General features: G+C 58.3%; 26 protein-coding genes. 9 read left to right on the plus strand and 17 right to left on the minus strand.

The window, feature by feature from the left end; translation table 11 throughout:
* Positions 1–723: 723 nt before the first annotated feature.
* Genes VMC84_RS04325 through VMC84_RS04335 form a run of 3 tightly spaced genes read right to left on the minus strand, consistent with a single transcriptional unit; the run spans position 724 to position 2330 of the window.
* Positions 724–1119: a hypothetical protein gene (locus VMC84_RS04325; protein WP_325378498.1), complete on the minus strand. Its 396-nt coding sequence runs from the start codon at positions 1117–1119 to the stop codon at positions 724–726.
* Positions 1120–1132: 13 nt separating this feature from the next.
* Positions 1133–1312: a methytransferase partner Trm112 gene (locus VMC84_RS04330; RefSeq protein ID WP_012899030.1), complete on the minus strand. Its 180-nt coding sequence runs from the start codon at positions 1310–1312 to the stop codon at positions 1133–1135.
* A 4-nt stretch (positions 1313–1316) separates the two neighbouring features.
* The gene (locus tag VMC84_RS04335; protein ID WP_325378500.1) at positions 1317–2330 is read right to left on the minus strand and encodes an adenylosuccinate synthetase; all 1014 of its coding nucleotides are present in this window, start codon (positions 2328–2330) and stop codon (positions 1317–1319) included.
* A gap of 122 nt (positions 2331–2452) precedes the next feature.
* Here VMC84_RS04335 and VMC84_RS04340 point away from each other — a divergent pair, with 122 nt between their 5' ends.
* The gene (locus tag VMC84_RS04340) at positions 2453–2866 is read left to right on the plus strand and encodes a hypothetical protein (protein ID WP_325378502.1); all 414 of its coding nucleotides are present in this window, start codon (positions 2453–2455) and stop codon (positions 2864–2866) included.
* 2 nt (positions 2867–2868) lie between these two features.
* Here the strand turns inward: VMC84_RS04340 and VMC84_RS04345 are convergent, their stop codons facing one another.
* Positions 2869–3216 carry a hypothetical protein gene (locus VMC84_RS04345; RefSeq protein ID WP_325378504.1) on the minus strand — a complete coding sequence of 116 codons (348 nt, stop codon included), beginning with the start codon at positions 3214–3216 and terminating at the stop codon, positions 2869–2871.
* A gap of 601 nt (positions 3217–3817) precedes the next feature.
* Between VMC84_RS04345 and VMC84_RS04350 the strand changes: the two genes are divergently transcribed.
* The 7 genes from VMC84_RS04350 (at position 3818) to VMC84_RS04380 (ending at position 11192) form a co-directional block, all read left to right on the plus strand.
* Positions 3818–5185 (plus strand): FAD-binding oxidoreductase, encoded by a 1368-nt coding sequence (locus tag VMC84_RS04350; protein WP_325378506.1) that lies wholly within the window; start codon positions 3818–3820, stop codon positions 5183–5185.
* A gap of 10 nt (positions 5186–5195) precedes the next feature.
* A complete protein-coding gene (locus tag VMC84_RS04355; protein ID WP_325378508.1) occupies positions 5196–6236 on the plus strand; it encodes a (Fe-S)-binding protein in 1041 nt (346 codons plus the stop codon).
* Between the two features lie 9 nt (positions 6237–6245).
* Positions 6246–7490, plus strand: coding sequence for a nickel-dependent lactate racemase (gene larA, locus VMC84_RS04360; protein WP_325378510.1), 1245 nt, complete (start codon positions 6246–6248; stop codon positions 7488–7490).
* A 252-nt stretch (positions 7491–7742) separates the two neighbouring features.
* Positions 7743–8051 carry a hypothetical protein gene (locus VMC84_RS04365; RefSeq protein ID WP_325378512.1) on the plus strand — a complete coding sequence of 103 codons (309 nt, stop codon included), beginning with the start codon at positions 7743–7745 and terminating at the stop codon, positions 8049–8051.
* Positions 8052–8242: 191 nt separating this feature from the next.
* Complete coding sequence (locus VMC84_RS04370) at positions 8243–8779, plus strand: molybdopterin-dependent oxidoreductase (protein WP_325378514.1); 537 nt, start codon at positions 8243–8245, stop codon at positions 8777–8779.
* A 4-nt stretch (positions 8780–8783) separates the two neighbouring features.
* Complete coding sequence (locus tag VMC84_RS04375; protein ID WP_325378516.1) at positions 8784–10964, plus strand: amylo-alpha-1,6-glucosidase; 2181 nt, start codon at positions 8784–8786, stop codon at positions 10962–10964.
* Positions 10965–11051: 87 nt separating this feature from the next.
* Positions 11052–11192 (plus strand): hypothetical protein, encoded by a 141-nt coding sequence (locus VMC84_RS04380; RefSeq protein ID WP_325378518.1) that lies wholly within the window; start codon positions 11052–11054, stop codon positions 11190–11192.
* Here VMC84_RS04380 and VMC84_RS04385 read toward each other — a convergent pair whose 3' ends face one another.
* The 3 genes from VMC84_RS04385 to VMC84_RS04395 are packed head-to-tail and all read right to left on the minus strand — an operon-like array spanning position 11193 to position 13565.
* Positions 11193–12455, minus strand: a complete 1263-nt coding sequence (locus VMC84_RS04385) for an MgtC/SapB family protein (protein WP_325378520.1) — start codon at positions 12453–12455, stop codon at positions 11193–11195.
* Positions 12456–12495: 40 nt separating this feature from the next.
* Positions 12496–13134 (minus strand): phosphoribosyltransferase, encoded by a 639-nt coding sequence (locus VMC84_RS04390; protein ID WP_325378522.1) that lies wholly within the window; start codon positions 13132–13134, stop codon positions 12496–12498.
* A gap of 11 nt (positions 13135–13145) precedes the next feature.
* The gene (locus VMC84_RS04395; RefSeq protein ID WP_325378524.1) at positions 13146–13565 is read right to left on the minus strand and encodes a hypothetical protein; all 420 of its coding nucleotides are present in this window, start codon (positions 13563–13565) and stop codon (positions 13146–13148) included.
* A 139-nt stretch (positions 13566–13704) separates the two neighbouring features.
* On the opposite strand from VMC84_RS04395, the gene VMC84_RS04400 reads away from it, so the two are divergent.
* Positions 13705–14055: a hypothetical protein gene (locus tag VMC84_RS04400; RefSeq protein ID WP_325378525.1), complete on the plus strand. Its 351-nt coding sequence runs from the start codon at positions 13705–13707 to the stop codon at positions 14053–14055.
* Positions 14056–14077: 22 nt separating this feature from the next.
* Here VMC84_RS04400 and VMC84_RS04405 read toward each other — a convergent pair whose 3' ends face one another.
* The 10 genes from VMC84_RS04405 to VMC84_RS04450 all read right to left on the minus strand — a co-directional run bounded on the left by VMC84_RS04405 (position 14078) and on the right by VMC84_RS04450 (position 23425).
* Positions 14078–15184, minus strand: coding sequence for a DUF373 family protein (locus VMC84_RS04405; RefSeq protein ID WP_325378527.1), 1107 nt, complete (start codon positions 15182–15184; stop codon positions 14078–14080).
* 135 nt (positions 15185–15319) lie between these two features.
* A complete protein-coding gene (locus VMC84_RS04410) occupies positions 15320–16186 on the minus strand; it encodes a hypothetical protein (RefSeq protein ID WP_325378529.1) in 867 nt (288 codons plus the stop codon).
* Between the two features lie 328 nt (positions 16187–16514).
* Positions 16515–17375 carry a coiled-coil protein gene (locus tag VMC84_RS04415; protein ID WP_325378531.1) on the minus strand — a complete coding sequence of 287 codons (861 nt, stop codon included), beginning with the start codon at positions 17373–17375 and terminating at the stop codon, positions 16515–16517.
* Entirely contained in the window at positions 17335–18039 is a 705-nt protein-coding gene (gene serB / locus VMC84_RS04420; RefSeq protein ID WP_325378533.1) for a phosphoserine phosphatase SerB, read from the minus strand. Before serB ends, VMC84_RS04415 begins: the two co-directional genes overlap by 41 nt.
* Positions 18020–19288 carry a serine hydroxymethyltransferase gene (gene glyA / locus VMC84_RS04425; RefSeq protein WP_349256740.1) on the minus strand — a complete coding sequence of 423 codons (1269 nt, stop codon included), beginning with the start codon at positions 19286–19288 and terminating at the stop codon, positions 18020–18022. Before glyA ends, serB begins: the two co-directional genes overlap by 20 nt.
* A gap of 154 nt (positions 19289–19442) precedes the next feature.
* Complete coding sequence (locus VMC84_RS04430; protein WP_325378536.1) at positions 19443–20204, minus strand: CBS domain-containing protein; 762 nt, start codon at positions 20202–20204, stop codon at positions 19443–19445.
* Complete coding sequence (locus tag VMC84_RS04435) at positions 20201–21046, minus strand: CBS domain-containing protein (RefSeq protein WP_325378538.1); 846 nt, start codon at positions 21044–21046, stop codon at positions 20201–20203. The genes VMC84_RS04430 and VMC84_RS04435 overlap by 4 nt, the downstream gene beginning before the upstream one ends.
* Entirely contained in the window at positions 21043–22017 is a 975-nt protein-coding gene (locus tag VMC84_RS04440) for a CBS domain-containing protein (protein WP_325378539.1), read from the minus strand. Before VMC84_RS04440 ends, VMC84_RS04435 begins: the two co-directional genes overlap by 4 nt.
* A complete protein-coding gene (locus VMC84_RS04445) occupies positions 22014–22799 on the minus strand; it encodes a CBS domain-containing protein (protein WP_325378541.1) in 786 nt (261 codons plus the stop codon). Before VMC84_RS04445 ends, VMC84_RS04440 begins: the two co-directional genes overlap by 4 nt.
* Before the next feature lie 8 nt (positions 22800–22807).
* On the minus strand, positions 22808–23425 hold the full coding sequence (locus VMC84_RS04450) for a cyclic nucleotide-binding/CBS domain-containing protein (RefSeq protein ID WP_325378543.1): 618 nt from the start codon (positions 23423–23425) through the stop codon (positions 22808–22810).
* Positions 23426–23440 lie beyond the last annotated feature (15 nt).

The following is a 23440-nucleotide window of genomic DNA, read 5'->3' on the forward strand; positions in this document are numbered from 1 at the left end:
ATTTTTATCATTTGCGTAATAGCCAAATTTATCGATAGCTTCCGATTATCTTTTTCAATTTTTATGCTTTGTTGAATACGCCCTTTTAAGTCTCAGAGTGTACAAAGGACACTATTTTCACCACAAAGGCACGAAGAGCACGGAGGCCCACAAAGACTTTTTTATAATTAAGAGACAAAGGACACAAAGCCGCTTTTTGAGCTTATAAGATACAGGATATGATGGCACAGGGGCAAAAAGTGCTCTTGTTCATTCCACTGTGTCTTTGTATCCTTCGTGCCCTGATCGCCAATGAACCAGCTTTGTGTACTTTGTAACTTAATTTAAAAAGAAAACTTTGTGAGCCTCCGTGCTCTTCGTGCCTTTGTGGTGAAAATAGTGCCCTCCGTCTCTTAAAAAGCTTAAAATACGGGAGTAATTCAACACAGCAAATTTTTTTTAAAAATTAACTAGCTTAGTAATCGTTTACTAATTAACAAAACTTGACTTATTCAACACAGCAAATATTTTAAAATAAGTTGGTGCCGCCTGGTGTAAACCTGGTGTGGTTGAAACAAGAGTGCTTACAAGCGGCACCAGGGTTACACCAAGCCTCACGGAATTTTTATTTAATCACCAGGCGGTACCAACGATTTTTAATAAGTCTTAGGGAACTTAGAGCCCACTTCGAGCCACTTTGAGGCTGAAAACGTCTTCGAGCATTCTTATTATGCTTTGAGCCGCTTATCTGGTGCCGATGAGCTTCGATGCGGTATAGAATAAAAGCGCCATGACTACGATAGACGCGATAAGGGCGCCGTAGAAGCCTGGCAGCAGGTGCATGCCGAAGGTAGCGTAGAGCACGATGCCGCAGAGCACGAGCGCGCCGATGGATATGGCAAGCAGCATCTTGGCCGTGTCCTCGAAGCCCCGAAAGTTGAAAGAAAAGCCACGGCCCATGGTGCGCTTCGATCGGGAACGGTAGGTGTTCCGGGACGACAGGGATTTCTTGCCCTTGCGGCGTCCCTCGTTGCTGCCCATGCCGCCGCCTCTTCCGCCCTCTATGCGCCCGCCGTTGAATATCTGGTCCGCGTCCACGTCGTCGTAGCCGCTGAGCTCTTCCACCGAATCCAGCCCCATTCGCTCACCCGTCCTATCGCAACTCGGGCGGCAGTAAATTAGGTATGCCGTCCTCTATTGGGTAGTTTTCGTTACACTTCTTGCAGTGGAGCGTGCCCTCGATCACTTCTGGGCCGCTCTCTTTTTTAACAGTCAGCTCCAGGTCGCCCTTACATACAGGGCAGCACAGGATGTCCATCAGGTCTTTTTTCATGAGATCACTTCTTATAGTCGCGAAGGTCCACGATATCGTTCTGGCCAGGGCCCGTGGACAGCAGCGTGAACGGCACGCCCGCGTCCTTCTCGGCCTGCTTCACGAAGTCCTTGACCTTCCCGGTAAGCTTATCGTAGTCGCTGACTCCCTTCACCAGGGGGTCGATCCTGTCCAGGCCTGTGATGGCCGCCTGGGTGGCACCGTTGATCATGGCCGAGTAGCGGGCCATCTTCGGGTCCCAGTAGCCGATGCGCCGGGCCCTTCCGGTGACGGTGCCGAATTCGGCGATGCCTCGCTTTTGAGCCTCTTCGGGGGTCATCTCCGTCTCGAAGGGGCCCTCACCGACCCGGGTCGGGAACGCCTTGAAGACGACGACCACTTCGTCGATCCTCGTGGGCCCGACGCCAACGTCGGCCGCCAGCGAGGAGGCTGAGGTGTCCTTCGACGTGACGAAGGGATAAGTGCCATAATACAGAGAAATTCCAAAACCCTGGGAGCCCTCGATGATGATGTTCTCGCCTCGGTCCAGGGCGGCGTTGCACTCCTGGGACACGTCGGTGAGGTATTTTTTAAGGGAATCCACGTCCGCGGCCTGCTTTGCGCTGCGCATGACGCGCTCCTTGTTGGCCGGCCCGCAGCCGGTGCCCGTGGTGCCGATCTTCTTGGCCAGGCGCTCGGTGTTCCTGTCCTCCTCGATGTGCTTCTCCTCGATGATGGAGCAGCGATAATCGACGCCGATGCGGTCGCCGCACTCTAAAAGCTTGACTTCGCGGTCCAGGACGACCGGGTCGACGAGGACGCCGGCGCCGATTAAAAGACGCGCTTTATCGTAAACGAATCCTGAGGGGACCATGCGGACCCCGTACTTGACCCCATCCTTGAAGACGGTGTGTCCGGCGTTCGGGCCCACGCCTCCCCTCGCGATGATGGAGGGGTGCTCCGCATAGGCGATGTGGGCAACGATCTTGCCCTTGCCTTCGTCGCCAAAAAACCCACCCACAACGATGGTCGAAACCATTGGTAAGACTCTCCATCCTACCTATACCGGCTATTCGTTAAAAAGATTGCTATCTCCGCATAACCGCGGTATCGGCCGTAGCTTACGGAATGCCTATATTCTATGGCCCCGATTTTCCTCTGATGAGAGTTAAAACAGTCATTCTTCTGGCTGTAATGGCAGTGGCTGGAGCCATGAGCTCTGGCTGCGTAACGGGCGCCTCGGGCGAGTATGGCACGCTCGCGGGCAACGTCACCGTGGGTCCCCTGACACCGGTAGAGCGAGTCGATGCGACGCCCATCCTGCCGCCGCCGGAAGTCTTCACCAGCCGCCACCTTGTCGTCTACGCATCGGACGGCACGACTAAGGTCGCCGACGTCGATATCGTCCCCGCGGGCTACTATGGCAAGTATAGCGTATCCCTCCAGCCGGGCACGTATGTGCTGGACTACCTACGCCAGGGCATCGGCCGTGCCAGCCCTCTGCCGAAGCAGGTGAACGTCGAGGCGGGCAGGACAACGGTAGTGGACGTCGACTTCGATACCGGCATACGTTGAGCCTATAGTATGGCCCGGTCCATTTTGCGGGCCATATAGCGCAGGTAGTGCGGCTTAAAGGACCGTATGTCATTGGTTTCCAGGTGGACCAGCGTAACACTTTCGTCGTCATGGTATGAGATGAACAGCATTTCATCGTCAGTGACGGGCGAGCCATCCTTCGTGAAGACGATGCCCAGCGTGCGGATCTCCTTTATGAGTGAGTCGTCGTCGGTGAACGGCCCGATCAGCTCCACCAGGTCCCCGGCGCTGTAGCCCTCTCCGAGCTCCGGGTAGACGAGCTCCTTGTAGGCGGCCAGTGCCCGTTTCTTCGCTTCCATGTCCAGGTCATCGAACAATATTGGTCCCATATCGATATCACCAATATCGTTATAGGCGGGAGTACTTAAATCTCATTCTCGAAGGTTCGGCGCCGCACCGCATTAGCGGCCGGCGTAGCTCCGGCTTTTATAGCTTTTCGCTGAATAATAGATTGAACTTCTGGAAAGATGCCTTATTTCCATATTAATTTTATAACCTGAAACATCGGAACATGTTATAGAGGGGTATATGAGGGTAAGGAGGGACGCGAGAGGGCCGTCACTGCCATGACGCCGCCTCGCCAATTACCGTCATCGCCGCGGAAAGCGCCCCGGACGCTCTGGCATCACCCGCTGTAACGCCCGGTGCTGAACCATAAAAATCACCCCGCACTTGCTGCTCTCCTGAAGAGGGGGAGTATTCACAAGAAGTTCTTGGCCGAATCTGCGGGCGCTTCCGCTTTCCCCTCGCTCTATCATGCGCGTCGTATAGTATGGCATTTCGAGTGACCCGACGGAGATCCGCTGAGGGTTTTATCGTCGCAAGAGTAAGGTCGCCGTTGGGTCTATAAAAATGGATTATTTATTTTTCAGCGTGCCATTAACAATTTATTTATAGGACTTTCATTAACTCATAGACCGAGAGGGTGCTTTGTTCGAGGAGCTACAAGCCATCGTGGGCCCGGACCGGGTGACCCGGGACCCGGGGGAGCTATACTGTTATTCGTTCGACTCGTCATACGTCAGGGGTAACGCCGATTTCGTGGTAAGGCCAAAGAGCTCCGAAGAGCTCGCCGAAATAGTAAAGCTGGCCGGCAGATACGGTACGCCCATCGTGGCCCGGGGCTCGGCGAGCGGGCTGACCGGCGGCTCGGTGCCCGTGAAGGGCGGCATAGTCCTCGACATGACGGGCATGAACCGTATCCTGGAGCTGGAGATCGAGAACCTCCAGGTGGTCATCGAGCCGGGGATCATCCACAAGGACCTGAACAGTGAGCTCATGAAGCACGGCTTCTTCTTCCCCCCGGACCCCGGGAGCAGCGACATGTGCACCGTGGGCGGCCTCATCGCCAACGGGGGGAGCGGCATGCACTCCGTCAAATACGGCACGGTCAAAGACTATGTACTCGGCCTGGAGGTCGTGCTGCCCAACGGCGACATCATCAACACGGGCTGTAAGGCGCCTAAGACGTCCTCGGGCTACGATCTCACTCACCTTTTTATTGGCAGCGAGGGCACGCTGGGAGTCGTAACAAAAGCCCGCCTCAAGATCCACCCGCTCCCCGAGACGAGGTCCATTTTAATGGCCACGTTCGGCCGCATCGAGGACGCGGGGAAAGCGGCCGTGACGGTGCTATCCTCGGGCGTCATACCCGCGGCCATGGAGATCATGGACCGCAGCGCCATCAGAGCCGTAAAAGAGATCGACCCCACGCTGGAGGTACCGGACGTGGACGCCATGCTCCTGTTCGAGATGGACGGCTATCGTGAGAGCGTTAAAAGAGAAGTCGGCCAGGTCTGTGATGCCTGCGAGCGCTGCGGCGGAAAGACGCGGGTCGCTAAAAACAAGAGCGAGGAAGAGCGGCTCTGGTCGGCCAGGCGGCTCGTGGGCGTGGCCATTACCAGGCTGAACCCTGGCAAGGTCCGGGTCTATGAGGCCGAGGACATCGGGGTGCCCATCAAGGACGTGCCCTTCATGCTCAAGAAGATCCAGGAGATAGGGCGGAAACACGGCATGTCCCTGGTCACGTACGGCCACATAGGGGACGGCAACCTGCACACAGGCATCGCGATCAACCCCCGGGACGAGGGCGAGTGGAAGAAGGTCCACGCGGTCAAGGAGGATATCTACGACGTTGTCCTCAGCCTTGGCGGTACGCTGCCCGCCGAGCATGGCGTCGGCATTATACGGGCCGATTACATGGCGCGGGCCCATGGGAAAGGCTATGAGGTCATGAAGGCCATAAAAAGAGCGGTGGACCCGCAGAACATCATGAACCCCGGCAAGATGGGCATGTAAAGGTAACATTATGATCCAGGATCACATCGAGGACATCATCAAGTGCACAAGATGCGGCCGATGCACGGCGCTATGCCCGATTCACGATGAACTGGGCTGGGAGTCGACCAGCTCCCGGGGCCGGATGCTGCTCGCCCGGGCGCTGGCGGAGGGAGCGCAGCCCTCTGAGGCCATGAAAAGGTCGTTCTACACCTGCCTCACGTGCTCCATATGCACCTCGACCTGCCCCTCGGGGGCAAAGCCCGACGAGGTCATGGAAGCGGCCCGGCGCGAGATGATCGGGCGGGGCGCATCGCCGCCATATTACGATACCATCCTCGAGAATATCACGAAGCACGGGAACTCCCTGGGCGATCCTGGCCCCAGGAACGCATGGGTGCCGGAAGAGATGAGGCTGAAGGGTAAAACGGACATCATATACTGGGTCGGCTGCCTAACCTCCTACAGGCAGCAGCAGGCCGCCCTGGCGAATTTAAAGATATTAAGCCGCTTTGGGGCCCGGGTGCTCGACGACGAGCGGTGCTGCGGCTCGCCGCTGCTCCGCCTGGGCGGCGACTCGCCGGCTCTCGAGCACAATATGAATGAAATATGCATGAGCGGCGCGAAGATGCTGGTCACCGGGTGCGCCGGGTGCTATAAGACGCTGAAGGAGAGCCTGGGCATCGAGGTGCTCCACGCGACGCAGTTCGTCGCGCGGCACATCGACGAGCTGCCGCTCAAGCGGCTCCCGTACAGGGTGAGCTATCACGACCCCTGCCACCTGGGCAGGTGTATGAAAGTTTATGATGAACCCCGCGAAATAATCAAGCGCATCTGCGAGTTCGAGGAGATGGCCACGTCGCGGCAGAACGCCCGCTGCTGCGGGGGCGGAGGAGGCGTACGCCGCGGCTACGGGGACCTGGCCAGAAGTGTCGCGAGGAAAAGGCTCTCGGAGGCCCCCGAGAATATCGATTACATCATTACGGCATGCCCCATGTGCAACGCGAACCTACGGGACGCGGGCGGCAAGACGCTCGACATCTCGGAGCTGGTGTTAATGTCGCTGATCTAGGTGAGTCTGATGACGACAGTCGATCTGAAATACGGGAAAGGCCACTTTGAAGTGAACGTGCCCGACGAGAATTTAGCGGGGATCATCCTGCCAAAGGAGCTTACGGGCGTCAAGGACGAGCAGGCGGAGATACGGCGGGCACTGGAGAGCCCGATCGGCTCGCCGAAGCTCCGGGAAAAGGTGAAGGCGGGCATGAAGGTCGTGGTTATCATCAGCGACGCGACCCGGCCCTGCCCCTCGTACAAATTCCTGCCCATCCTGCTGGACGAGATCAACGCCGGCGGCGTCCCCGATAAGGACATCACCGTGGTCATCGCGCTGGGCAGCCACCGGAACTCCACGCCGGAGGAGCAGAAGGCGCTCATGGGCCCGGCCTACGGCCGCGTCCGGAACGTCGACCACGACAGGCACGACTGCAAGTACATCGGCACCTCAAGCTTCGGCCACCGCATCGAGATATTCAGGGAGGTCGTGGACGCCGACTTCATCGTGTGCACGGGGAACACCGAGTACCACTATTTTGCGGGCTATTCGGGTGGCGTCAAGGCCGTACTGCCCGGGTGCGCGAGCCACGATACCATAGAGGTCAACCACGCGATGATGGTCAGCCCGAAGGCCGAGACGGGACGGCTGGACGGCCCGATACGCCAGGAAATCGACGAGGTCCCCGGCATGCTGAAGATAGGATTTTTACTCGACGTGGTGCTCAACAGCAAGAAAGAGATCGTCGCGGCGGTCGCAGGGGACGTCATGAAGGCCCACCGGGAGGGCGTCAAGTACGTGGACAGCATGTACAGTGTCAATGTGCAAAAGGCCGACATCGTCATCACCAGCGCCGGCGGTTACCCCAAGGACATCAACATGTACCAGGCGCAGAAGGCCATGGATAACTGCAAGCACGCCGTCCGGAACGGCGGCACGATGATCCTCGTGGCCCGGTGCCAGGAATGTCTGGGCAACGACGTGTTCGCCTGCTGGGTGGACGAGGCCACGACAATAGAAGCACAGGCCCGGCGCATGGACGAGCATTTCGAGCTCGGCGGCCATAAGGCGTCCGTCATCGCGAAGACCGCGATGAAGTGCGAAATAGACCTCATCTCCGAGATACCGGAAGAGACTGTGCGCAAGATGTTCGTCATCCCTGCGAAGTCGCCCCAGGAAGCCCTGGAAGACGCCCTGAAGAAGCATGGCCCGGGGGCGAAAGTGCTGGTGTCTCCGTTCGGCGGCATGGTGTTGCCAAAGCCGCTCGAATAATTAGCAGGCATCTGGTGCTTCCAAAGCCCCTCTAATTATTTTTACCGTTGTCATTGTCCGGCTTCTCGTTATTATCCATGCCATATTTATGCTAAATTAAAGGTTTAACACCTAAAAAGATGCCTTTACCCCATATAAGATTTTTATTCTAACGCGTCGAGTATTGTTTAACTAAGGAGGGTATTGATTATGAGGGTAAAACTTTTAATAGCAGTGGCCTTAGCCAGTATTTTCTTACTGGCAGGCTCATTAATGGCTGGGGCGGTAGAAGGTACGACCGGTGTCAGCTATACCAATGTCTGCGTTCCCACGGTGAACCAGGTCCCCATCGTGGAACCTTCGTGCGTCGTGCCGTGCTTCTCGTTCCCGGCTTGCCCGGCCCCGCAGACGAACCAGATCCTGGCGAACACGATCTCGCTCGGCGGCCCGGCGATCCAGACTTCGATTAAGCTGTACGGCCCGCAGACCCCGTCGTTCGAGTCACCGGACTTCGTTCTGCCGATACTGTGCCCGCCGCACATATCGCCGTTCATCAGCTATTCCCCGATCTTCGACCCCTGATCAGGGCGGATAACGGCCAGGCATAGCCGCAGCAAAACGCCGTCATGCCGGAGGGATCCCTAAGGCCCCCCGGCAGGCGTTTTAAGCGCATGGGACCGAAAAACGCTTTTTTAGACTATTTTCTCTGGCGCCGCAGGACGCGCTTTAATATTATAACGACACGCCGCATTCATTATACCGGGGTCATTTTTATGCTGAGGAAACTGCCTGCCCTGGATATCGAGGGCCCGCCCATCGCCGATCCTGGGCAATGGCGGCTCAAGGTGGATGGAATGGTAGAGCGCCCCCGGACTTACTCCATTCAGGAGATCCGGGCGCTCGAGCCGGCTGAGGCCACGGTGCCCTTCGTCTGCGTGGAGGGCTGGGACATGTGGGTGAAGTGGAAGGGCGTCCGGCTGCGCCGGATAATCGAGGACGTGAAGCCGCTGCCGGAGGCGTGCTGGCTGACGTTCTACTCCTGCAGCGAGTACACGGACAGCTTATTTATCAAGGACGCCATGGACGACCGGACTATGCTGGCATACGGCTACGAGGACGGCGAACTGCCCGCGGAGAACGGCGGGCCGTTAAGGCTGGTCGTGCCATTCAAGCTCGCCTATAAGTCGGTGAAGTGGCTTCAGCGCATCAGCTTCGTGGGCTCTGAGGAGCCAGGATACTGGGAAAAGATGGGGTACCCGCCGGAGGCGGGCATACCGGACGGGACGAAGATGAAGTACGGCCTGCGGTGATATCATGGCGCTGGAACAGCCCCCCGGGATCGTGGACCGCAGAAAGATACACGAGGCGCACACCCGGGTAAAGGACATCCTGGGCGCGCTGGTGATAAGGGACGGCGCCCTCACGCTGGTCACGGCGAAGAACGGCGACGTCCCCATCGAGGAGAACCACGGCTTCGGCCTCTATTACAGGGACTGCCGGTTCCTGAGCGGCTATACGCTGCGGTGCAACGGCCGGACGCCCACGGACATCCTGTCGAGCGACGAGAAGGGCTACGCGTCCTTCACGGTCATGACGAACGCTCGCTATAAGGACGAGAACGGGCGGCAGGTCGAAAAGGAGACGCTGAGCATACGCCGGGACCGTATCATCCCCGGAATCCTGGACGAGAAGATCTCCATCACGAACTATAACGAGTTCGAGGCGGCCGTGGAGCTCTCCCTGGCGTTCGACTCGGACTTCGACGATATATTCACGGTAAGGGGCATGACCCATCCCACGAACGGCCGAGTACTGCCCCCGGCATACGAGAAAGGGCAGCTGACGCTTCGATATCTTGGCGAGGACGGGCACCGCCGGAATACCCGCATTATCTTCGACCCTCTCCCTTCCGCCGTACGCGATGGCGAGGCGGTTTTCAATCTTCACATAAAGCCCAGGGAACAGGAGGCCATCCGCCTTCGCATCCAGGTCGAGGACATGCCTCCGGATACGCCCTCGGCCGTGGACGACCGCCAGCTTCAGCGGCGCATAAAAGGCATCCGGGCCTCCTACGCGGACACGATGGAGTGCTGCAGCAACATCCAGACCGACAACGGCATCTTTAACAAAATATTCCTGCGCTCGCTATCGGACCTCCGGATGCTCTACATGGGCCAGCCCGTGGACATTTTCTATTCCGCCGGCGTGCCCTGGTATGACGCCCTCTTCGGGCGGGACAGCATCATCTCCGCCATGCAGGTCATGCCATATAACCCAGAAGTGGCGAGAAGCACGCTGAGGGTGCTGGCGGGCTACCAGGGCCGGAAGGCAGACGACTGGAGGGACGAGCGGCCCGGCAAGATCCTCCACGAGCTACGGGTGGGCGAGCAGGCGAACCTCAACAACATCCCCGATACGCCTTACTATGGCAGCGTGGACTCGACGCCCCTGTTCCTGATACTTTTAGCGGAGTATATAGACTGGACGGGCGATATGCGCCTGTTCAACGACCTGAGCGGGAACGTTGACGCGGCCCTGAAGTGGATCTACGAGTACGGGGACCTGGATGGCTCGGGCCTGCTCTCATATACGCAGCGCTCTTCGAAGGGCCTCTACAACCAGAGCTGGAAGGACTCCTGGGACTCCATGAGCCACGCGGACGGCAGCCTGGCCGTCCATCCAATCGCCGCGGCCGAGGTGCAGGGATACGCCTATATGGCCCGGCGGCGGATCGCGAACCTGCTCGACCGCGCCGGCCGGCACGAGGATGCCGACCGCCTCCGGCAGGACGCGGTGAACCTGCGGTGGAAATTCAACAACGATTTCTGGATGGAGGACAGGAAATACTTCGCCGAGGCCCTGGATAAGAATGGCCAGTGCGACGTGATCTCGTCGAACCCGGCCCAGGCGCTCTGGAGCGAGATCATAGAGCCCGAAAAAGCCCGCCTGGTCGTCGGCCGGATCTTCCAGAAGGACATGTTCTCCGGGTGGGGCATCCGCACCCTTTCCTCGAATGAGAAGCGCTATAACCCCCTGGGCTACCATAACGGCACCATCTGGCCCCACGATAACTCGCTCATCTGCATGGGCCTGAACAGGTACGGCTTCAAGGAGGAGCTCGCCGTGCTTTTCACCTGCATGTACGAGGCGGCCGGGTTCTACCCCATCTATCGCCTGCCGGAGCTGTTCGGCGGCTTCCAGCGCGGGGAGTACGACGTGCCCATAAAGTACCCCGTCGCCTGCAGCCCGCAGGCGTGGTCCGCGGGGTCAATACCTTACATGCTTTCCGCGTCCTTGGGCTTTATCCCGGACGCGCTGAACACGCGCCTTACGCTCTATAAGCCAAAGCTGCCGCCATGGCTGCGCACCGTGAAGATCGGCAAGATCATCGTGGGCGACGCCTACACGGAGCTCGAGTTCAAGCGGGAAGGCGAGAGCACGCTGGTCAACGTCGTGGGTAAGCGGGGCAACCTGGAAGTGAATATCGTCTATTGAGCCGGCTCAATGCATTGCCATGATTTATCATTCTGCCGGCCGAATAATTTCAGGGTGGATATCTTGTGTATTAGCTGCGGATGCGGAATGCACCACGACAGGCATAATAACCCGAGCCTGATAACCATCGATGACCTGGAGAAGGCAGCGAAGGCCGCCAACATGAGCATAGAGGACGCTGCCGAGAACATCGCGGACGCCGCAGGGCTAAGCTGTAAAAAAGGCTGATCAGAGCGTCAGCAGCATGACGACTGCGCCCACGACAATGACCACGGTCGCCATGATGGCCGTATAGAGCCCGAACTTCCGGGTCCCGAAATAGAAGGCGTAGACGCTGTGCACTGCCACGTTCACGAATACGGCGAGCATGATGGCGATGACCGCCGTTGAAATGCTCGCCGTGCCGCTGGCGGCCAGCTGCGACACGGACACTGTGATGGCGTTCGTATCGGCGAGCCCCGCGAACATCGACGTCAGGTATAGGCCATAGTTGCCTAAATACACTAACGCTGCTTTCGACACGAACATGATGACCGCGACGAACACGCCGAAGGCCAGCGCCGGCCCGATGCTGAAGGGCGTGGATAGCTTGATGGGGTCGGCTTTATGGTCTCCGCGGCCCCTTATGTAAAAGTACGATGCTACCAGTACGCCGCTGACGAACATGGCGCCCAGCGGCAAAATGACGTGCATGACCAGCGCGGGGTAAAAGATGGCGACCAGGAACAGGACCCGGAGGAACATCACAGTGTTAGCCAGCGTCGAAGACGTCGCCGCCGGGTACTCGATGCCCTTCGACTCCTTCGTGCGCGTGGCCATGGCGGTTGTCACCGCCGTGCTTGACGCCAGGCCGCCCACGACGCCCGTGAGCGCCAGCCCCAGGTCGGCTCCGAACCATTTTACCAGGAAGTACCCGATGAAGCTTATGGCCGACACGATGACGACGATGAGCCAAAGCTGGTACGGGTTAAAGGCCTCCAGCGGCCCGTAGCCATGGTTGAACTGGTCGTACAGGATCGGCAGGATAACTATTGCAATGATCGCGAACTTGAGCGAATCGTAAAATTCCTCTTTCGGCAGGCCGTAGGTGAACTCGTGCAGAGGGTCCTTGAACGCCAGGATGACGGTCAGGATGATGGCGAAGATGATCGCCAGCGTATAATCGTAGTATGCCGCCGCTCCCAGCAAGAACGTGGCCAGCAGCGCCATTTCCGTCGTATAGCCCAGGTGCTTGCTGATCTCGGACGCACGGTAATATGCGACCACGGTGAGCATAGTGATCGCCAGCAGCGCCACTGCCACGGTGAGCATAAAGCCCTGGTCGGAGAGGTATGCCGAAACGCCTCCGATGAGGCCGACGATGCCGAAGGTGCGCAGCCCTGCGAACTTCACGTTCTGGCGGCTTTCCTGGGCTATCTCCCTCTCGAGGCCGACTACCAGGCCTATGAGCAGCGCGATAGAAAGCTTCTCCAGGAGTAAGAGATCGACCATCTATCATACATTCATGGCATTACACATAAAAATAGCGACGTCAGGCACTGTTCGCCAGCAGCATGAGTCCTCTTACGGCATCCTCGGATGTCATCTCGAACTCTTCATAATACTGCCCGACCGCCTCGAAATCCTCCGGGGCGTCCAGAAAGACCAGCGGCGCCACCAGCTCCATGTCAGTGACAAGCTCCTTCGGTATCACCGGAGTGGCGATGACCACGTCCGCGGGGCCCTGGTCCCGGATGGCCTCCACCGCCGCTATCATCGTATTGCCCGTGGCTATGCCGTCGTCGACGATGATGACGGTGCGTCCGTACAGCTTCGGAAAGTCGCCCAGGCCGACGCGGAGCGTATCGAGCTGCTCTTTCATGTCTCTAACGAGCTTTCTGGACACTTCGCCCACGTACTCGTTCGGGATCTTCCACTTCTCCATCGAGTCCTCATCCAGGAGCACGGCGCCATTCCACGTCACGGCCCCGATAGCGAACTCCGGGTTAAACGGGGCGCCGATCTTTTTGGCCATGACCACGTCAAGCGGGGCCCGCATCTCGAGCGCGATCTCGTAGGCAACGGGCACGCCGCCCATGGGTATAGCCAGCACGATGACGTCCTGGCCCTTATAGGCCCCCAGCTGCTGTGCCAGCATGCGCCCGGCTTCCCTGCGATTCCTGAACTTCATATTCCCGCCTTTTATGCCCTGGCCATGGTCGTCCTGGTGGACTGTGCCAGGCCTTTTGAGAGCTCGCTCAGCGTGATGGTCGTGATATACTTGTGCAACTGTAAGAAACCGCCAATGGCGTCGAAGCTCCTGACCTTGCCCTGGATGGACTTCTGCGTGGCGTTGTCGGGCACCACGAAGATCAGATGGTCGCAGTCCGTCCACAGCGACCTCAGCGCGCTCGACGTGATGACATCCGGATTGACGTCCCCCCTTTCGGGCAATATCTGCACGGCGTATTTCATCTCGGGCAGGTTCGGATGGTCCTGCCTCGACCATACCTGGCTGATGTTGCCAACGCCCAGGTTGACGTCGTGCTCGACCTTGAAGCCGAGCTGCTTCGCCACGTCCTCGCAGATCGCCCCCATGCTCTCTTCCAGCCCCGTATCCATTGCTATCGCATCCTGTTTCGTTGTTATAAAGAAAAATCAGATTCGGAGCACTAGAAATTTCGCAATATATTCCGCGGAATTATTTCCCGGCTTTCCGCCGCGGAAGGTTAATAAGGCCGGGCTTCCAATCATCTATTATATGGCTGGCGTTGGAAGGATGTCGGATTTCGGCAAGCCCGAGTTCACCGACGACGACATCGAGAACCGGCTGGACACCGTCGACCCGTTCGTCGATGAGAATTTAACGTACCAGGAGAACGTGCAGAGGCTGGTGTCCTGCGGGCTGTCCGAGGAAAAGGCCTCGAAGTGCGTGGACATGATCATAATCCGCCGGAACAAGGACCGGGCACGCCGGGAGGATATCCTGCGCGAGGAAACTGAATACCGGGAAGAGATCGGAGACCTGAAAGAATGTAAGCCCGACGACGAAAGCTGCGCCCCCGCCGGCGATGAAAAAAAGGCCCCGGAGGCTGCAAAAAGGCAGCCGTGAATTTTTAAAGTCCCTGACTGTTTTAAAAGTCGATTACCTCGACCGTGCGGTACTGCATGATCTGCCTTATCAGGTTGGCGAACTGCACGCCGATGAAGCTCACCGCGACCGCAAGCACGATTGAAATACCTAAGCTTTCGAAAGCCTGCAGTGTGTTGGCCATGTGGATGATGTACTGGGCGCTGCCCCATATTAAAAGGCCGCCGGCCAGCAGGAAGAACGGCGTCGAGAGGTACCTGTACAGCGAGTCGCTCTCGTCCATATAGGCGTCCACTATCCAGCCGATGATGATGGCCAGGAACGCGGCGCTGAACCACAGCACCGAATGAGACACGAAGATCGCGGCGTAGTCGAGCAGCCCGGGCGACAGCACGTTCGGGAGGTCGTTCTGCCACGTGGCGACGCCCCATGCGCCCATGATGAACGCCATGATGGTAAGCACCAGCGATAGCAGGTACGTGACGAATGTCAGCTTGGACTCCTTGAAGGACCGATTAAGGTTAAAGATGAACGTGTCGAAGAGGATGTCTATGCCCAGGCCCCGGTATAATAGATAGCCGCCCAGGAGCAGCGCGATGGCGACCGGCGTGGCGTTCGGCCAGTCGATCCAGGTCGTGGCCGCGTAGACGAGTAAAATCAATCCGATGGGTATGAAAACGACCTTGGCCACCTTGGGGTCGTTGATGAGCTGCTTGATGATATAATAAGTACTTTCCAGGTTCTGGGCCTGCTTGACGACGACCCTTTTTACGGACTCGATCTTGAGCCGGGACTGCAGGATGGGCATGACCGACTCGTCCTCTGCGCCGTCCGAGACCAGGATCGCCCTCTCCGTCGGGTACTTGAGAAGGATGTCGTCAAGCTGCGAGGCGATGGCCCGGTCGGACTTGATGCCCAGCTCCCGGTGGCCGGTGATGCAGACCAGCTCGACGTTATGGCCCTCGGCGCGCATTTGATCGTAGGCCTGGATGCCGCCGAAGATCGTGTTCGTGTCCGATTCCTCCGGGTCCGCGATCCCGAGCTTGCCCGCGGCCTCCAGGCACGCCTCCCGCCCTATCACGGGGCTCTTCACGCCCGCCTTGACGCCAAGGTCGTCGTCCTTATCGATGCAGATGACTAATATGTCCATTGTTACCCCTTTTGCCGTTTCAATGGATACGGCCGATGCTCGTCGCTCCATGAGCCGTAGCACGGCCTCTGGTATTTTTTAGACTTGAGACATGATAAAGTTTCTCTCACGATAAGTGCAGCATTTTACGACATTTTAATCCAGAAGGGACGGGAATGGTGAGACGTATTTGACCTTTACGTCGTCCGATCCCCGATTAAATAAGACCACAAAGTACCAGGCCGCCTTCCAGCCGAGGCGGGCGTTGTGCGGCTGGAGCTCCTCGGGCAGGATATATTCGCCGCTCCAGCCGGGAATGAGCGGCATCGTGCCGTCCGGCTTAACTCTATTTCCCGTACCGGGGTCGATGAGCACTGGCACTTCATAGGTGGAGCCGTTCATGAACCTGTTAAAGTTATCCTCGTCCAGCACGAGCGGGTACAGCTTCGCATCCGCCGGCGTCAGGTTCATGGAGCGGGCGCGGGAGCCGATGATCGGTTTGTCCTCGAAATTCGTCCGCGGGACCGTATATTCGGCATAAAAGCTGGCGCTCATCCTTTCGTATATTCCGTTTTCAGGCGGAATGATAACCCAGTTGTTCATAAAGGACGGCATTCCCCCGTAAAAGACGCCCATCTCCTTCATCGTCTGCGTATCCACGATGACCTTCAGCATATAATCGCCGTACCCGGGGGCCGCATAGCCAGCCACGGCGGTGCCATTCAAGTATACGCCAGCGTACCTTCCGCGGTCATTCACGTAGACGCCAGTATCGCCGGGCTTGATATACACCGGAGGCCTCGTGCTTGCGGAATGGTCTCGGATCCTCTGCACGACGGGGTCCTCGAGGGCGACTGCGATCACCTGCGCCTTCTGCCACGGGATACCCGAGGCATTAGAGGAGCCACTTGACGTATTATCGGCGCCTGGCAGCTGCTGACCGCCTTGCTGCGAGACCATGAAAACGATGACCATTATGCCGATGATAAGCAAAGCAACCAGCGCAAGCCCGAATTTCTTCATTCTAATACCCAATTATGTAATTCCATCATCGCTATAAAAGCGCTCTCTAACGAACTGTCAACAAAAACTGAGCATTGCTAAGTTGATGGTTCTGGCTCTATCCGTTTGCCACCAGGCAATGTAACTTCGAGGGTCCGCGAGGGAGCGAAGCGAAGCGGAGTCTCCCTTTAGCCTTAAAAGAAGAAAAATAGTGGGCGCCTAACCATCCTTCGTTACCATCCCACGATTGAAAGCGAAGCTAATGCAATCGAAAATGAAAGAATTATGGAGGTTCCCCTGGCAGGAACCTACGTTATACTGAGTATATCTCTCAAAGTGAGCGTGACGTTTACAGGAAACCAGAGCGCTGTAGCAGTAACAGGTCCTCGGTGTTGAGCTTCTCTCCAGCCTTGAACTGGGCGAAGACATCCTCGGCCTGCTTCTTGTACTCGACCTTGTCCTTCGACTCCTTCTCCGTCTTTGCCTTCTTCTTGAGGCCGACGATGACCTTGTCGAAGTCTCTGATTTCTTTTTGCAGCTTCAGGAATTGCTTGTGGTACTCGTCCGCGGCCTCCTGCGCCTTGACGAACTCCTTGTGCTGGGCGTCCGCCTCTGCGCGCACTTTGTCCGCATCCCGGAAGCACTCGATCATCTTGTCGTGGTACTCCTGGGCGAGGTCCGCGTACTCCTTGACCTTCTTGTGGAACTCGGAAGCTTCGTCCCTTAAGCCCTGGGCATCGCCTAAGAACGATTTCAGTTCCTGGTTCTGCTCGAGCTGTTCCTTCTTCTTCTTGAACTCTTCCTTCAGCTCGCTGATCTTATCGACGAGGGCGCGCTCCTTCTCGGTGGTGAGCACTTCGGTCTGCTGCTTGAACTCGAGGTGGTCGATCTCTTTGCGTAATTCGTTGAGCGACCGGCCGCTGCCGATGTTGTCCTTCTTCCTGAGCGAGTCGACCCGGGCGTAGACCTCGTTGGCCTTCTCGTTCAGCTCGTTGCGCTTCTCCTTATTCTCGCTGACCTGGTTGTTAAACTCGTCTCTCTTGGTGCGATACTCTTGAGCCTTGTCAATAAGCTCTTTAGTCTGCTTATTTAACTCATCCCTCCTCTTCGAGAATGCGCTGGCCTTGGAGTTCCACTCGTTGCGGTTTTTCTTGAACTCCTCCGCGTCTTTAAGATAGTTTTGTTTCTTGTCTTGCAGTTCTTTTAGCATGTCGAATGTATTCCTCCTTTATAATAGGAATCAACGATTCCATGTTTTTGCCGTCCACGACCACATCCGCCGCACTCCGGACAACGGGCTTCGCGTTGAAGGCGATGAAGGTGCCCACAACGCCCTTCCAGCACAGGTCGTTCGACCCGTCGCCCACGGCAATGCACTCGCGGGGGCTGATATTGTATTTATTGCAGATTTCTTCGAGAACCTCCTTCTTTGAGCTCTGCCTCGTCAGCGGTCCCCTGACATCTCCGGTGAGCGCACCATCATCGACGACGAGCTCGTTCGCGTAGTATGCATCCATGTGCAACTGCTCCGCCACCCGCCTCGCGATAATGGTAAATCCACCTGATATCAAAACCGTACGAAAACCTAAAGACTTCAGTTCCTTCATCAACTTTTCGGCGCCGGGCATGAGCGGGACGTTCCCCGCCACTTCCAGGGCCTTCTGCGTGGGAAGGCCCCGTAGGAGTTTAACTCGCTCTTTGAGGGCGCACTCGAAGTCGAGTTCGCCGTTCATCGCGCGCGCCGTGACGCAGGCGACGTAGTCGCCAACGCCCCTGGCCCGGGCCAGCTCGATGATGCCCTCGGCGTCTATGACCGTCGAGTCCATGTCAAAAAATATGACCGGCTTCGCTCCATCACCTGAGTATAAACTCATAGGCACCATCGCCATCAAAACAGTACTGCACTGTTTGATACTGAGACTTTAAGAGTATCACATCCTTTTTAACCTTTTCGGGTTCTTCTTTGTCTACTGCCACTCTCTTCAGCAGTCGGGCGACTTCCTTCATCTCGGGCTCCTTCATGCCCAGCCTCGTCAATTCCTGCGTGCCCAGGCGTATGCCGGACGGGTCATCCGTGCCGTTCACGTTGTCCCAGGGGAACAGGTTCTTGTTGGCAATGATGTTGGCCTTCTCCAGCTTTTTAGCGACCGTCTCCCCGCCGCCGATCTTAGAGGCGTCCACGGCCACCTGGTGGGACTTCGTGTAGCCCAGGTCCTTGCACAGGACGGCGAACCCCATCTCATCCATGTATGCCGCAAGGGCCTGCGCGTTCTTAACAGTCTGCCGGGCGTAGGCCCGGCCGAACTGCTTCATCTCGGCCAGCGCCACGGCCAGGCCGGCCTTGTGGTGCAAGTGGAAGTTCGACACGGTGCCCGGGAACACGGCCTCGTCGATGTCCTTCGCCCATTTCTCATTGCAGAGGATGATGCCGCCCTGGGGGCCGGGGAATGTCTTGTGGGTGCTTGCCGTGACCACGTCCGCCCCCTCCTTCAGCGGGTCCTGGAACTCGCCTCCCGCGATGAGCCCGGCCACGTGCGCCGCGTCGTAGACGATGGACGCCCCGACCTCGTCGCAGGCCTCCCGGGCTTCCGCAACGGGGTGCGGGAATAAAAATAAACTCGCCCCGAACATGACCACCTTCGGCTTCAGGCGTTTTATTTCACGGACCATGGCCTCCGCGTCGATGTTCATCTTACTGTTATCGTAGGGATGAGTATAAATCTTAAGGCCCCTTATGCCGGCCGCCGAGTACTTCGCGTGGCTGATGTGGCCGCCGCTCGGCACCGCCAGCGCCAGCAGCTTATCGCCCGGCTGGGCCATCGCGAAGAACGCGGCGATGTTACAGTTCACGCCCGAGATGGGCTGCACGTTCACGTGCGGGGCGTGGAAAACCTCTTTCGCCAGCTCAATCGCCTTAGCCTCGATGACGTCCACGAACCCGCAGCCCTGGTAGAACCGGTGGCCGACCTGGCCCTCTGCATACCGGTGGCCCAGGTCCGAGGACAGTATCTGCCTGACCATGGGGCTGGTAACGTTCTCGCTGGCGATCATCGGCAGAGAGTACTTGAAAAGTTCCTGGCTGCCCATTACGGCGTCGACAACGCATTGGACGTCTGAGTTCATCTTTTTCGTCTTTAAAAGGGGGTTCTTGACAACATCCGGGCTCAACGCGAATCCTCCCGTTTTACATGTGCTAGTATGCTAACTGATATCAAGGATAAAAACGTTTGGGTACACCGTCTTATTGAACCCGGTGTATGTCTCGCCTGTCAGGCGTTTAAAAGGCCCGGACGATGTCCCTGCGGGTGACCAGCCCCAGGAGATGGCCGTGCCCGTCCACGACGGGGAGGGCGCCTATATCGTTGTCCACCATTAGCTTCGCGGCCTCTTTTATTGCGATCTCCGGCTTCGCCGTGATCACGTTCGTCCGCATGATGTCCATGGCGATGAGCAGCTCCACATTGTTGTCCTGGCGGCTCTGAGGCGAGTGTTTTTTTATGGAGCGCATGGCGTTCGCCACGTCTGTCTCGGAGACTATGCCCACCAGTGCCGTGCCGTCCAATATCGGCACCCGGCTCACGCCTTTCTCTATCATTAATTTCCTTATGTAGGCAACCCGGGCGTCGGGCGGGGCAACGACTGCCGGCCGCATGATGGACCCGACGGTGCCGTTGGGCGAATAGTGGCTCAGGATGTCCTTCGTCGTGACCTGGCCCAGCACCCCTCCGTCATCGACGATAACGCAGCCCACTTCCTTAAGGGCGTCCAGCGCCCTGTCCACGTCGTCCTCGGGCCCCAGAAGAGCATAGTCGTTGCTCATGGCGTCCGCCACGTGGAAGAGCGTGGGCGGGTGATTGTACTTCCGCCGGGAGCCGAGCTCGCCGCAAATGCTGCGAAGCGTTATGATGCCCTGCACGCCGTCCCTGTTCTTGACGACGAGCCGGCGGCTGTGGTGCTTATTCATGAGGTCGAGGGCCTCCGATACACGGTCCGACTTGTCTACGATGTACGCCTTCGACATGATCTCCTTTACCTTCATTCCGGGGCCTCCGAAAGCCACTTTAAGACGTTCTCCACGCTGAACTCCCCTAAAAGCTCCGAGTCGATGACGGGAAGCATATCGTAATTGTGCTCGAGCATGAGCCTGGCGGCATCCATCGCCTTCGTGCTCCGGTTGACGGACACGAGCGGCGTGCTCATGACGTCCTCGGCGACCAGCATCGCCTCCCGGACGCCCCGGAGCATCTTAGGCCCGCCCTGCACGGCCCGGTGGGACTCTTTGATGGGCTTCCTGTCCCGGAAGTCCGGTGTGACGAGCCCGAGGTCGTCCAGCGTGACCATGCCCACGTAGCCCGCCTCGGGCCCTCCGTCCCGAACGATGGCCCGGTCCACGCCGTTCTCGGCCATGATATCAATGACGCTGTTGACCGTATGGTGCCTGCTGACGGTGACCGCCTTCTCCGACATCATATCCCCGACCCGCAGAGGGCATTCCAGCAGCGTGAAGTACTTCACCATGTCGTGCTTGGTCACGATGCCCAGGATGTCGTTATCGTACACGACCAGGCCCGAGATGTTGTGGCACAGCATGGCCGAGGCGACATCCTGTATCTGCGTGTCGGGCTTTACGGTGAATACGTCTCGCGTCGCCACCAGCTCGACCGGTATCTGGTCGATGGGCCTGCGCCGCCACTGGGGCTCCGCCTGGCTGAGCCGGGAGCCGATATCCTTCCGGGTGACGATGCCTTTTAGCGCGCTGCCGTCCGCGACCACCAGGCGGGAGACGCCATACCTCAGCATGAGGTTCCTCGCCCGGGCCACGTTATCCTTCGGGCCGACGGCGTAGACGGGCGCCGTCATGATCTCGCCCACCTCGGTCACGCCCTTCCTCCCTTCATCGACATGAGAATATCCCGTTCCGTGATGATGCCGATAAGGCGCTGGTTTTCTATTACCGGCAGCGAGCCGATCCTGTTCTGGCACATGATGCGCGACGTCTCGCTCAGGTCCTGCAACGGCCCCACGGTGATGATGTCGCTCTTCATGATGCCGCTGATGGGGGCGGAGAAGGCCTCTTTGACGTTCCCCGTGACCAGCTTCCGGAAAGCCTCGCCATTACCGAGATAGCGCATGATGTCCGTGGCCGTGATGATGCCGCAGACGTAGCTGTTGGCCACCACGGGCAGCCGCCGGAAGCCGCTCTCGATCATGGTCCTTGCCGCCGTCTCGATGGGCATGTCCGGGGGAGCCGTCGTGACGCGCCGGCTCATGATATCGTCCACCTTTTTCCCGGAAACCGAGTCTCCCATCAGGCGGACGATGTCCCTCTCGGTGATGATCCCCACGATGATGCCTCCAGGGTCGATGACCGGCACTCCCCCCACGGAGCGGCCGATCATGACCTTGACGGCGTCCTCCAGCGAGGCGTCGTCCTTCACCGTGGCCACGTCGCTCTCCATGATCTCCGTGATGGGGCCATTGATGGCCATTATCATGTTGCCATCGTAGGACCGGTCGATGATGCGGCGCTTATCGCCGCATAAAAAGTCGATGATGTCGATGACCGTACAGATGCCCTTCAGCCGCTTCGTGCCCGCGTCGGCGACCGGCACCCGGCGGTAGCCATACCCTACCATGGTGCGGGCCGCGCCCATGATGGTCGTCGTGGGCGGCACCGTAACCACGTCCTTTTTCGCGACGGCCATGATGCCGCTTTCGTGCTGCGACTGGCGCTGCTTAAAATTCAGGTCCCTGGTCACCTGGCTTTCGCGGAGGTCGTGCTCGAACTTGCCGGTGTTGACCTTCCGCTCCCGCCGCTGGCCGCCGAACTCCCTGGTGCCCTCCCGGCTCATTTTGCGGTCACTCCCTGGAGGGCCCTGCAGGCCCGGATCACGTCATACCTGTCGATGATCCCGACCAGCTTATTGTCCTTAACGACCGGTACTCTTCCTATGTTTCTTTCCATGAAGATCTTCGCCGCCTTACTCATCGGATCGCCCTCTTCAACGGTGATGGCCGGCGTAGACATGATATATTGCACGCTGGAGGGCGACCGGCCGGTGTCGCTCTCCCGGCCGATGCGCACGTAGCCCCGCTTCATGATATCTTCCCGTGTGACCATCCCGAGGACTTCCTCCCGCTGGCTAACGACGGGCAGGCCCGTCAGGCCATAATGGATCATGTTGAGCCAGACCCGCGAAATGTTATCCCCGGGCTCGCAAACGACGACCCGGCGGGTCATATAATCGCTCACAGGGCCATCCTCCAGGCCAAGCTCCGGGAGCCCCTTAAAAATGTCCTTAATGCTCAGGAGCCCCACCAGCCTGGAGCCGCTGTCGACCACGGGTACCCGGCCCTCGTCAGTGCGAATGATGATGAACGCCGCCTTTTTTACAGGAGTATCCGGCGTCAGCCGGGGCACGCCCTGCCGGACGTAGCCGTTCACGGTCACGTCGGAGCGGGTGGACGTCACGTTGATGATGTCCTGCAGCGTGATCATGCCCGCCACCTTGCCGTCCTGCACCACGGGCAGGCTGTCATAGTTGTAGTCCCGCATGATCTCCCGTGCGTGCGTGACGAACTCGTTGATACCGACGAACTGGGGGTTCGTCGCCATGATATCGCTTACTTTCATCCTGCCACCTACTGGTATAGCGGGAGCTCTTCCCTGCACCGGCTGCAAACGTACGTGCCGTCGATGTTCTCCAGGGACTCCTGGAAGCTCTGGCAGACTTCGCATATGCCCTGAATAAACACGCTGGGGCTCTTTTCCTCCTGCTCCCACTCGGGTATTGTCTGCCCCATGTCACCCTCCGGGTTGTTCTGCCGGATGACATCCCTTAAGATCTCGCTCAGCTCCGAGGATACGGAGAGCAGGTCAGAGTCCGAGACCAGGCCTATCAGCTTTCTGCCCTGGACGACCGGGAGCCTTCGGATGTGGCGCCGGGCCATTTCCCTGAGGGCGAGCTCGACGCTCTTCTCCGGCGGAATGGTGATGAGCGGGGTGGACATGATGTCCTGCGCATTTACCTTCGACGGCTGGGCGTTCTTCGAGATGAGCTTGACGACCAGGTCCCGCTCTGTGACGATGCCTACCGGATGGTTATCCTTGATCACGATGATGCAGCCGACGCCGGAATCCGCCATCTTACCCGCCAGCTTATCCGCCGTTTCCGATGCTTCGGCCGTGATGAGCCTGCGCGACATGACGTCGCTCACCGATAGGTCTGTCTCCATTTGCATGCCCTCGTGTATTTTCATGAATTACCATTAATA

It is taken from the genome of Methanocella sp., assembly GCF_035506375.1.
Lineage (GTDB): Archaea > Halobacteriota > Methanocellia > Methanocellales > Methanocellaceae > Methanocella.

Coding starts and splice junctions, on each gene's coding strand:
- VMC84_RS04335 (WP_325378500.1), bottom strand. CDS start 2,330: ATGGTTTCGACCATCGTTGTGGGTGGGTTTTTTGGCGACGAAGGCAAG.
- VMC84_RS04365 (WP_325378512.1), top strand. CDS start 7,743: ATGGCTGGGGCGGTAGAAGGTACGACCGGTGTCAGCTATACCAATGTC.
- VMC84_RS04385 (WP_325378520.1), bottom strand. CDS start 12,455: ATGGTCGATCTCTTACTCCTGGAGAAGCTTTCTATCGCGCTGCTCATA.
- VMC84_RS04430 (WP_325378536.1), bottom strand. CDS start 20,204: ATGAAGGTAAAGGAGATCATGTCGAAGGCGTACATCGTAGACAAGTCG.
- VMC84_RS04380 (WP_325378518.1), top strand. CDS start 11,052: ATGCACCACGACAGGCATAATAACCCGAGCCTGATAACCATCGATGAC.
- VMC84_RS04440 (WP_325378539.1), bottom strand. CDS start 22,017: ATGAGCCGGGAGGGCACCAGGGAGTTCGGCGGCCAGCGGCGGGAGCGG.
- VMC84_RS04370 (WP_325378514.1), top strand. CDS start 8,243: ATGCTGAGGAAACTGCCTGCCCTGGATATCGAGGGCCCGCCCATCGCC.
- VMC84_RS04410 (WP_325378529.1), bottom strand. CDS start 16,186: ATGAAGAAATTCGGGCTTGCGCTGGTTGCTTTGCTTATCATCGGCATA.
- VMC84_RS04445 (WP_325378541.1), bottom strand. CDS start 22,799: ATGAAAGTAAGCGATATCATGGCGACGAACCCCCAGTTCGTCGGTATC.
- VMC84_RS04395 (WP_325378524.1), bottom strand. CDS start 13,565: ATGGATACGGGGCTGGAAGAGAGCATGGGGGCGATCTGCGAGGACGTG.
- VMC84_RS04415 (WP_325378531.1), bottom strand. CDS start 17,375: ATGCTAAAAGAACTGCAAGACAAGAAACAAAACTATCTTAAAGACGCG.
- VMC84_RS04400 (WP_325378525.1), top strand. CDS start 13,705: ATGGCTGGCGTTGGAAGGATGTCGGATTTCGGCAAGCCCGAGTTCACC.
- VMC84_RS04390 (WP_325378522.1), bottom strand. CDS start 13,134: ATGAAGTTCAGGAATCGCAGGGAAGCCGGGCGCATGCTGGCACAGCAG.
- glyA (WP_349256740.1), bottom strand. CDS start 19,288: ATGAACTCAGACGTCCAATGCGTTGTCGACGCCGTAATGGGCAGCCAG.
- VMC84_RS04340 (WP_325378502.1), top strand. CDS start 2,453: ATGAGAGTTAAAACAGTCATTCTTCTGGCTGTAATGGCAGTGGCTGGA.
- VMC84_RS04375 (WP_325378516.1), top strand. CDS start 8,784: ATGGCGCTGGAACAGCCCCCCGGGATCGTGGACCGCAGAAAGATACAC.
- VMC84_RS04405 (WP_325378527.1), bottom strand. CDS start 15,184: ATGGACATATTAGTCATCTGCATCGATAAGGACGACGACCTTGGCGTC.
- VMC84_RS04450 (WP_325378543.1), bottom strand. CDS start 23,425: ATGAAAATACACGAGGGCATGCAAATGGAGACAGACCTATCGGTGAGC.
- serB (WP_325378533.1), bottom strand. CDS start 18,039: ATGAGTTTATACTCAGGTGATGGAGCGAAGCCGGTCATATTTTTTGAC.
- VMC84_RS04325 (WP_325378498.1), bottom strand. CDS start 1,119: ATGGGGCTGGATTCGGTGGAAGAGCTCAGCGGCTACGACGACGTGGAC.
- VMC84_RS04345 (WP_325378504.1), bottom strand. CDS start 3,216: ATGGGACCAATATTGTTCGATGACCTGGACATGGAAGCGAAGAAACGG.
- VMC84_RS04330 (WP_012899030.1), bottom strand. CDS start 1,312: ATGAAAAAAGACCTGATGGACATCCTGTGCTGCCCTGTATGTAAGGGC.
- VMC84_RS04355 (WP_325378508.1), top strand. CDS start 5,196: ATGATCCAGGATCACATCGAGGACATCATCAAGTGCACAAGATGCGGC.
- larA (WP_325378510.1), top strand. CDS start 6,246: ATGACGACAGTCGATCTGAAATACGGGAAAGGCCACTTTGAAGTGAAC.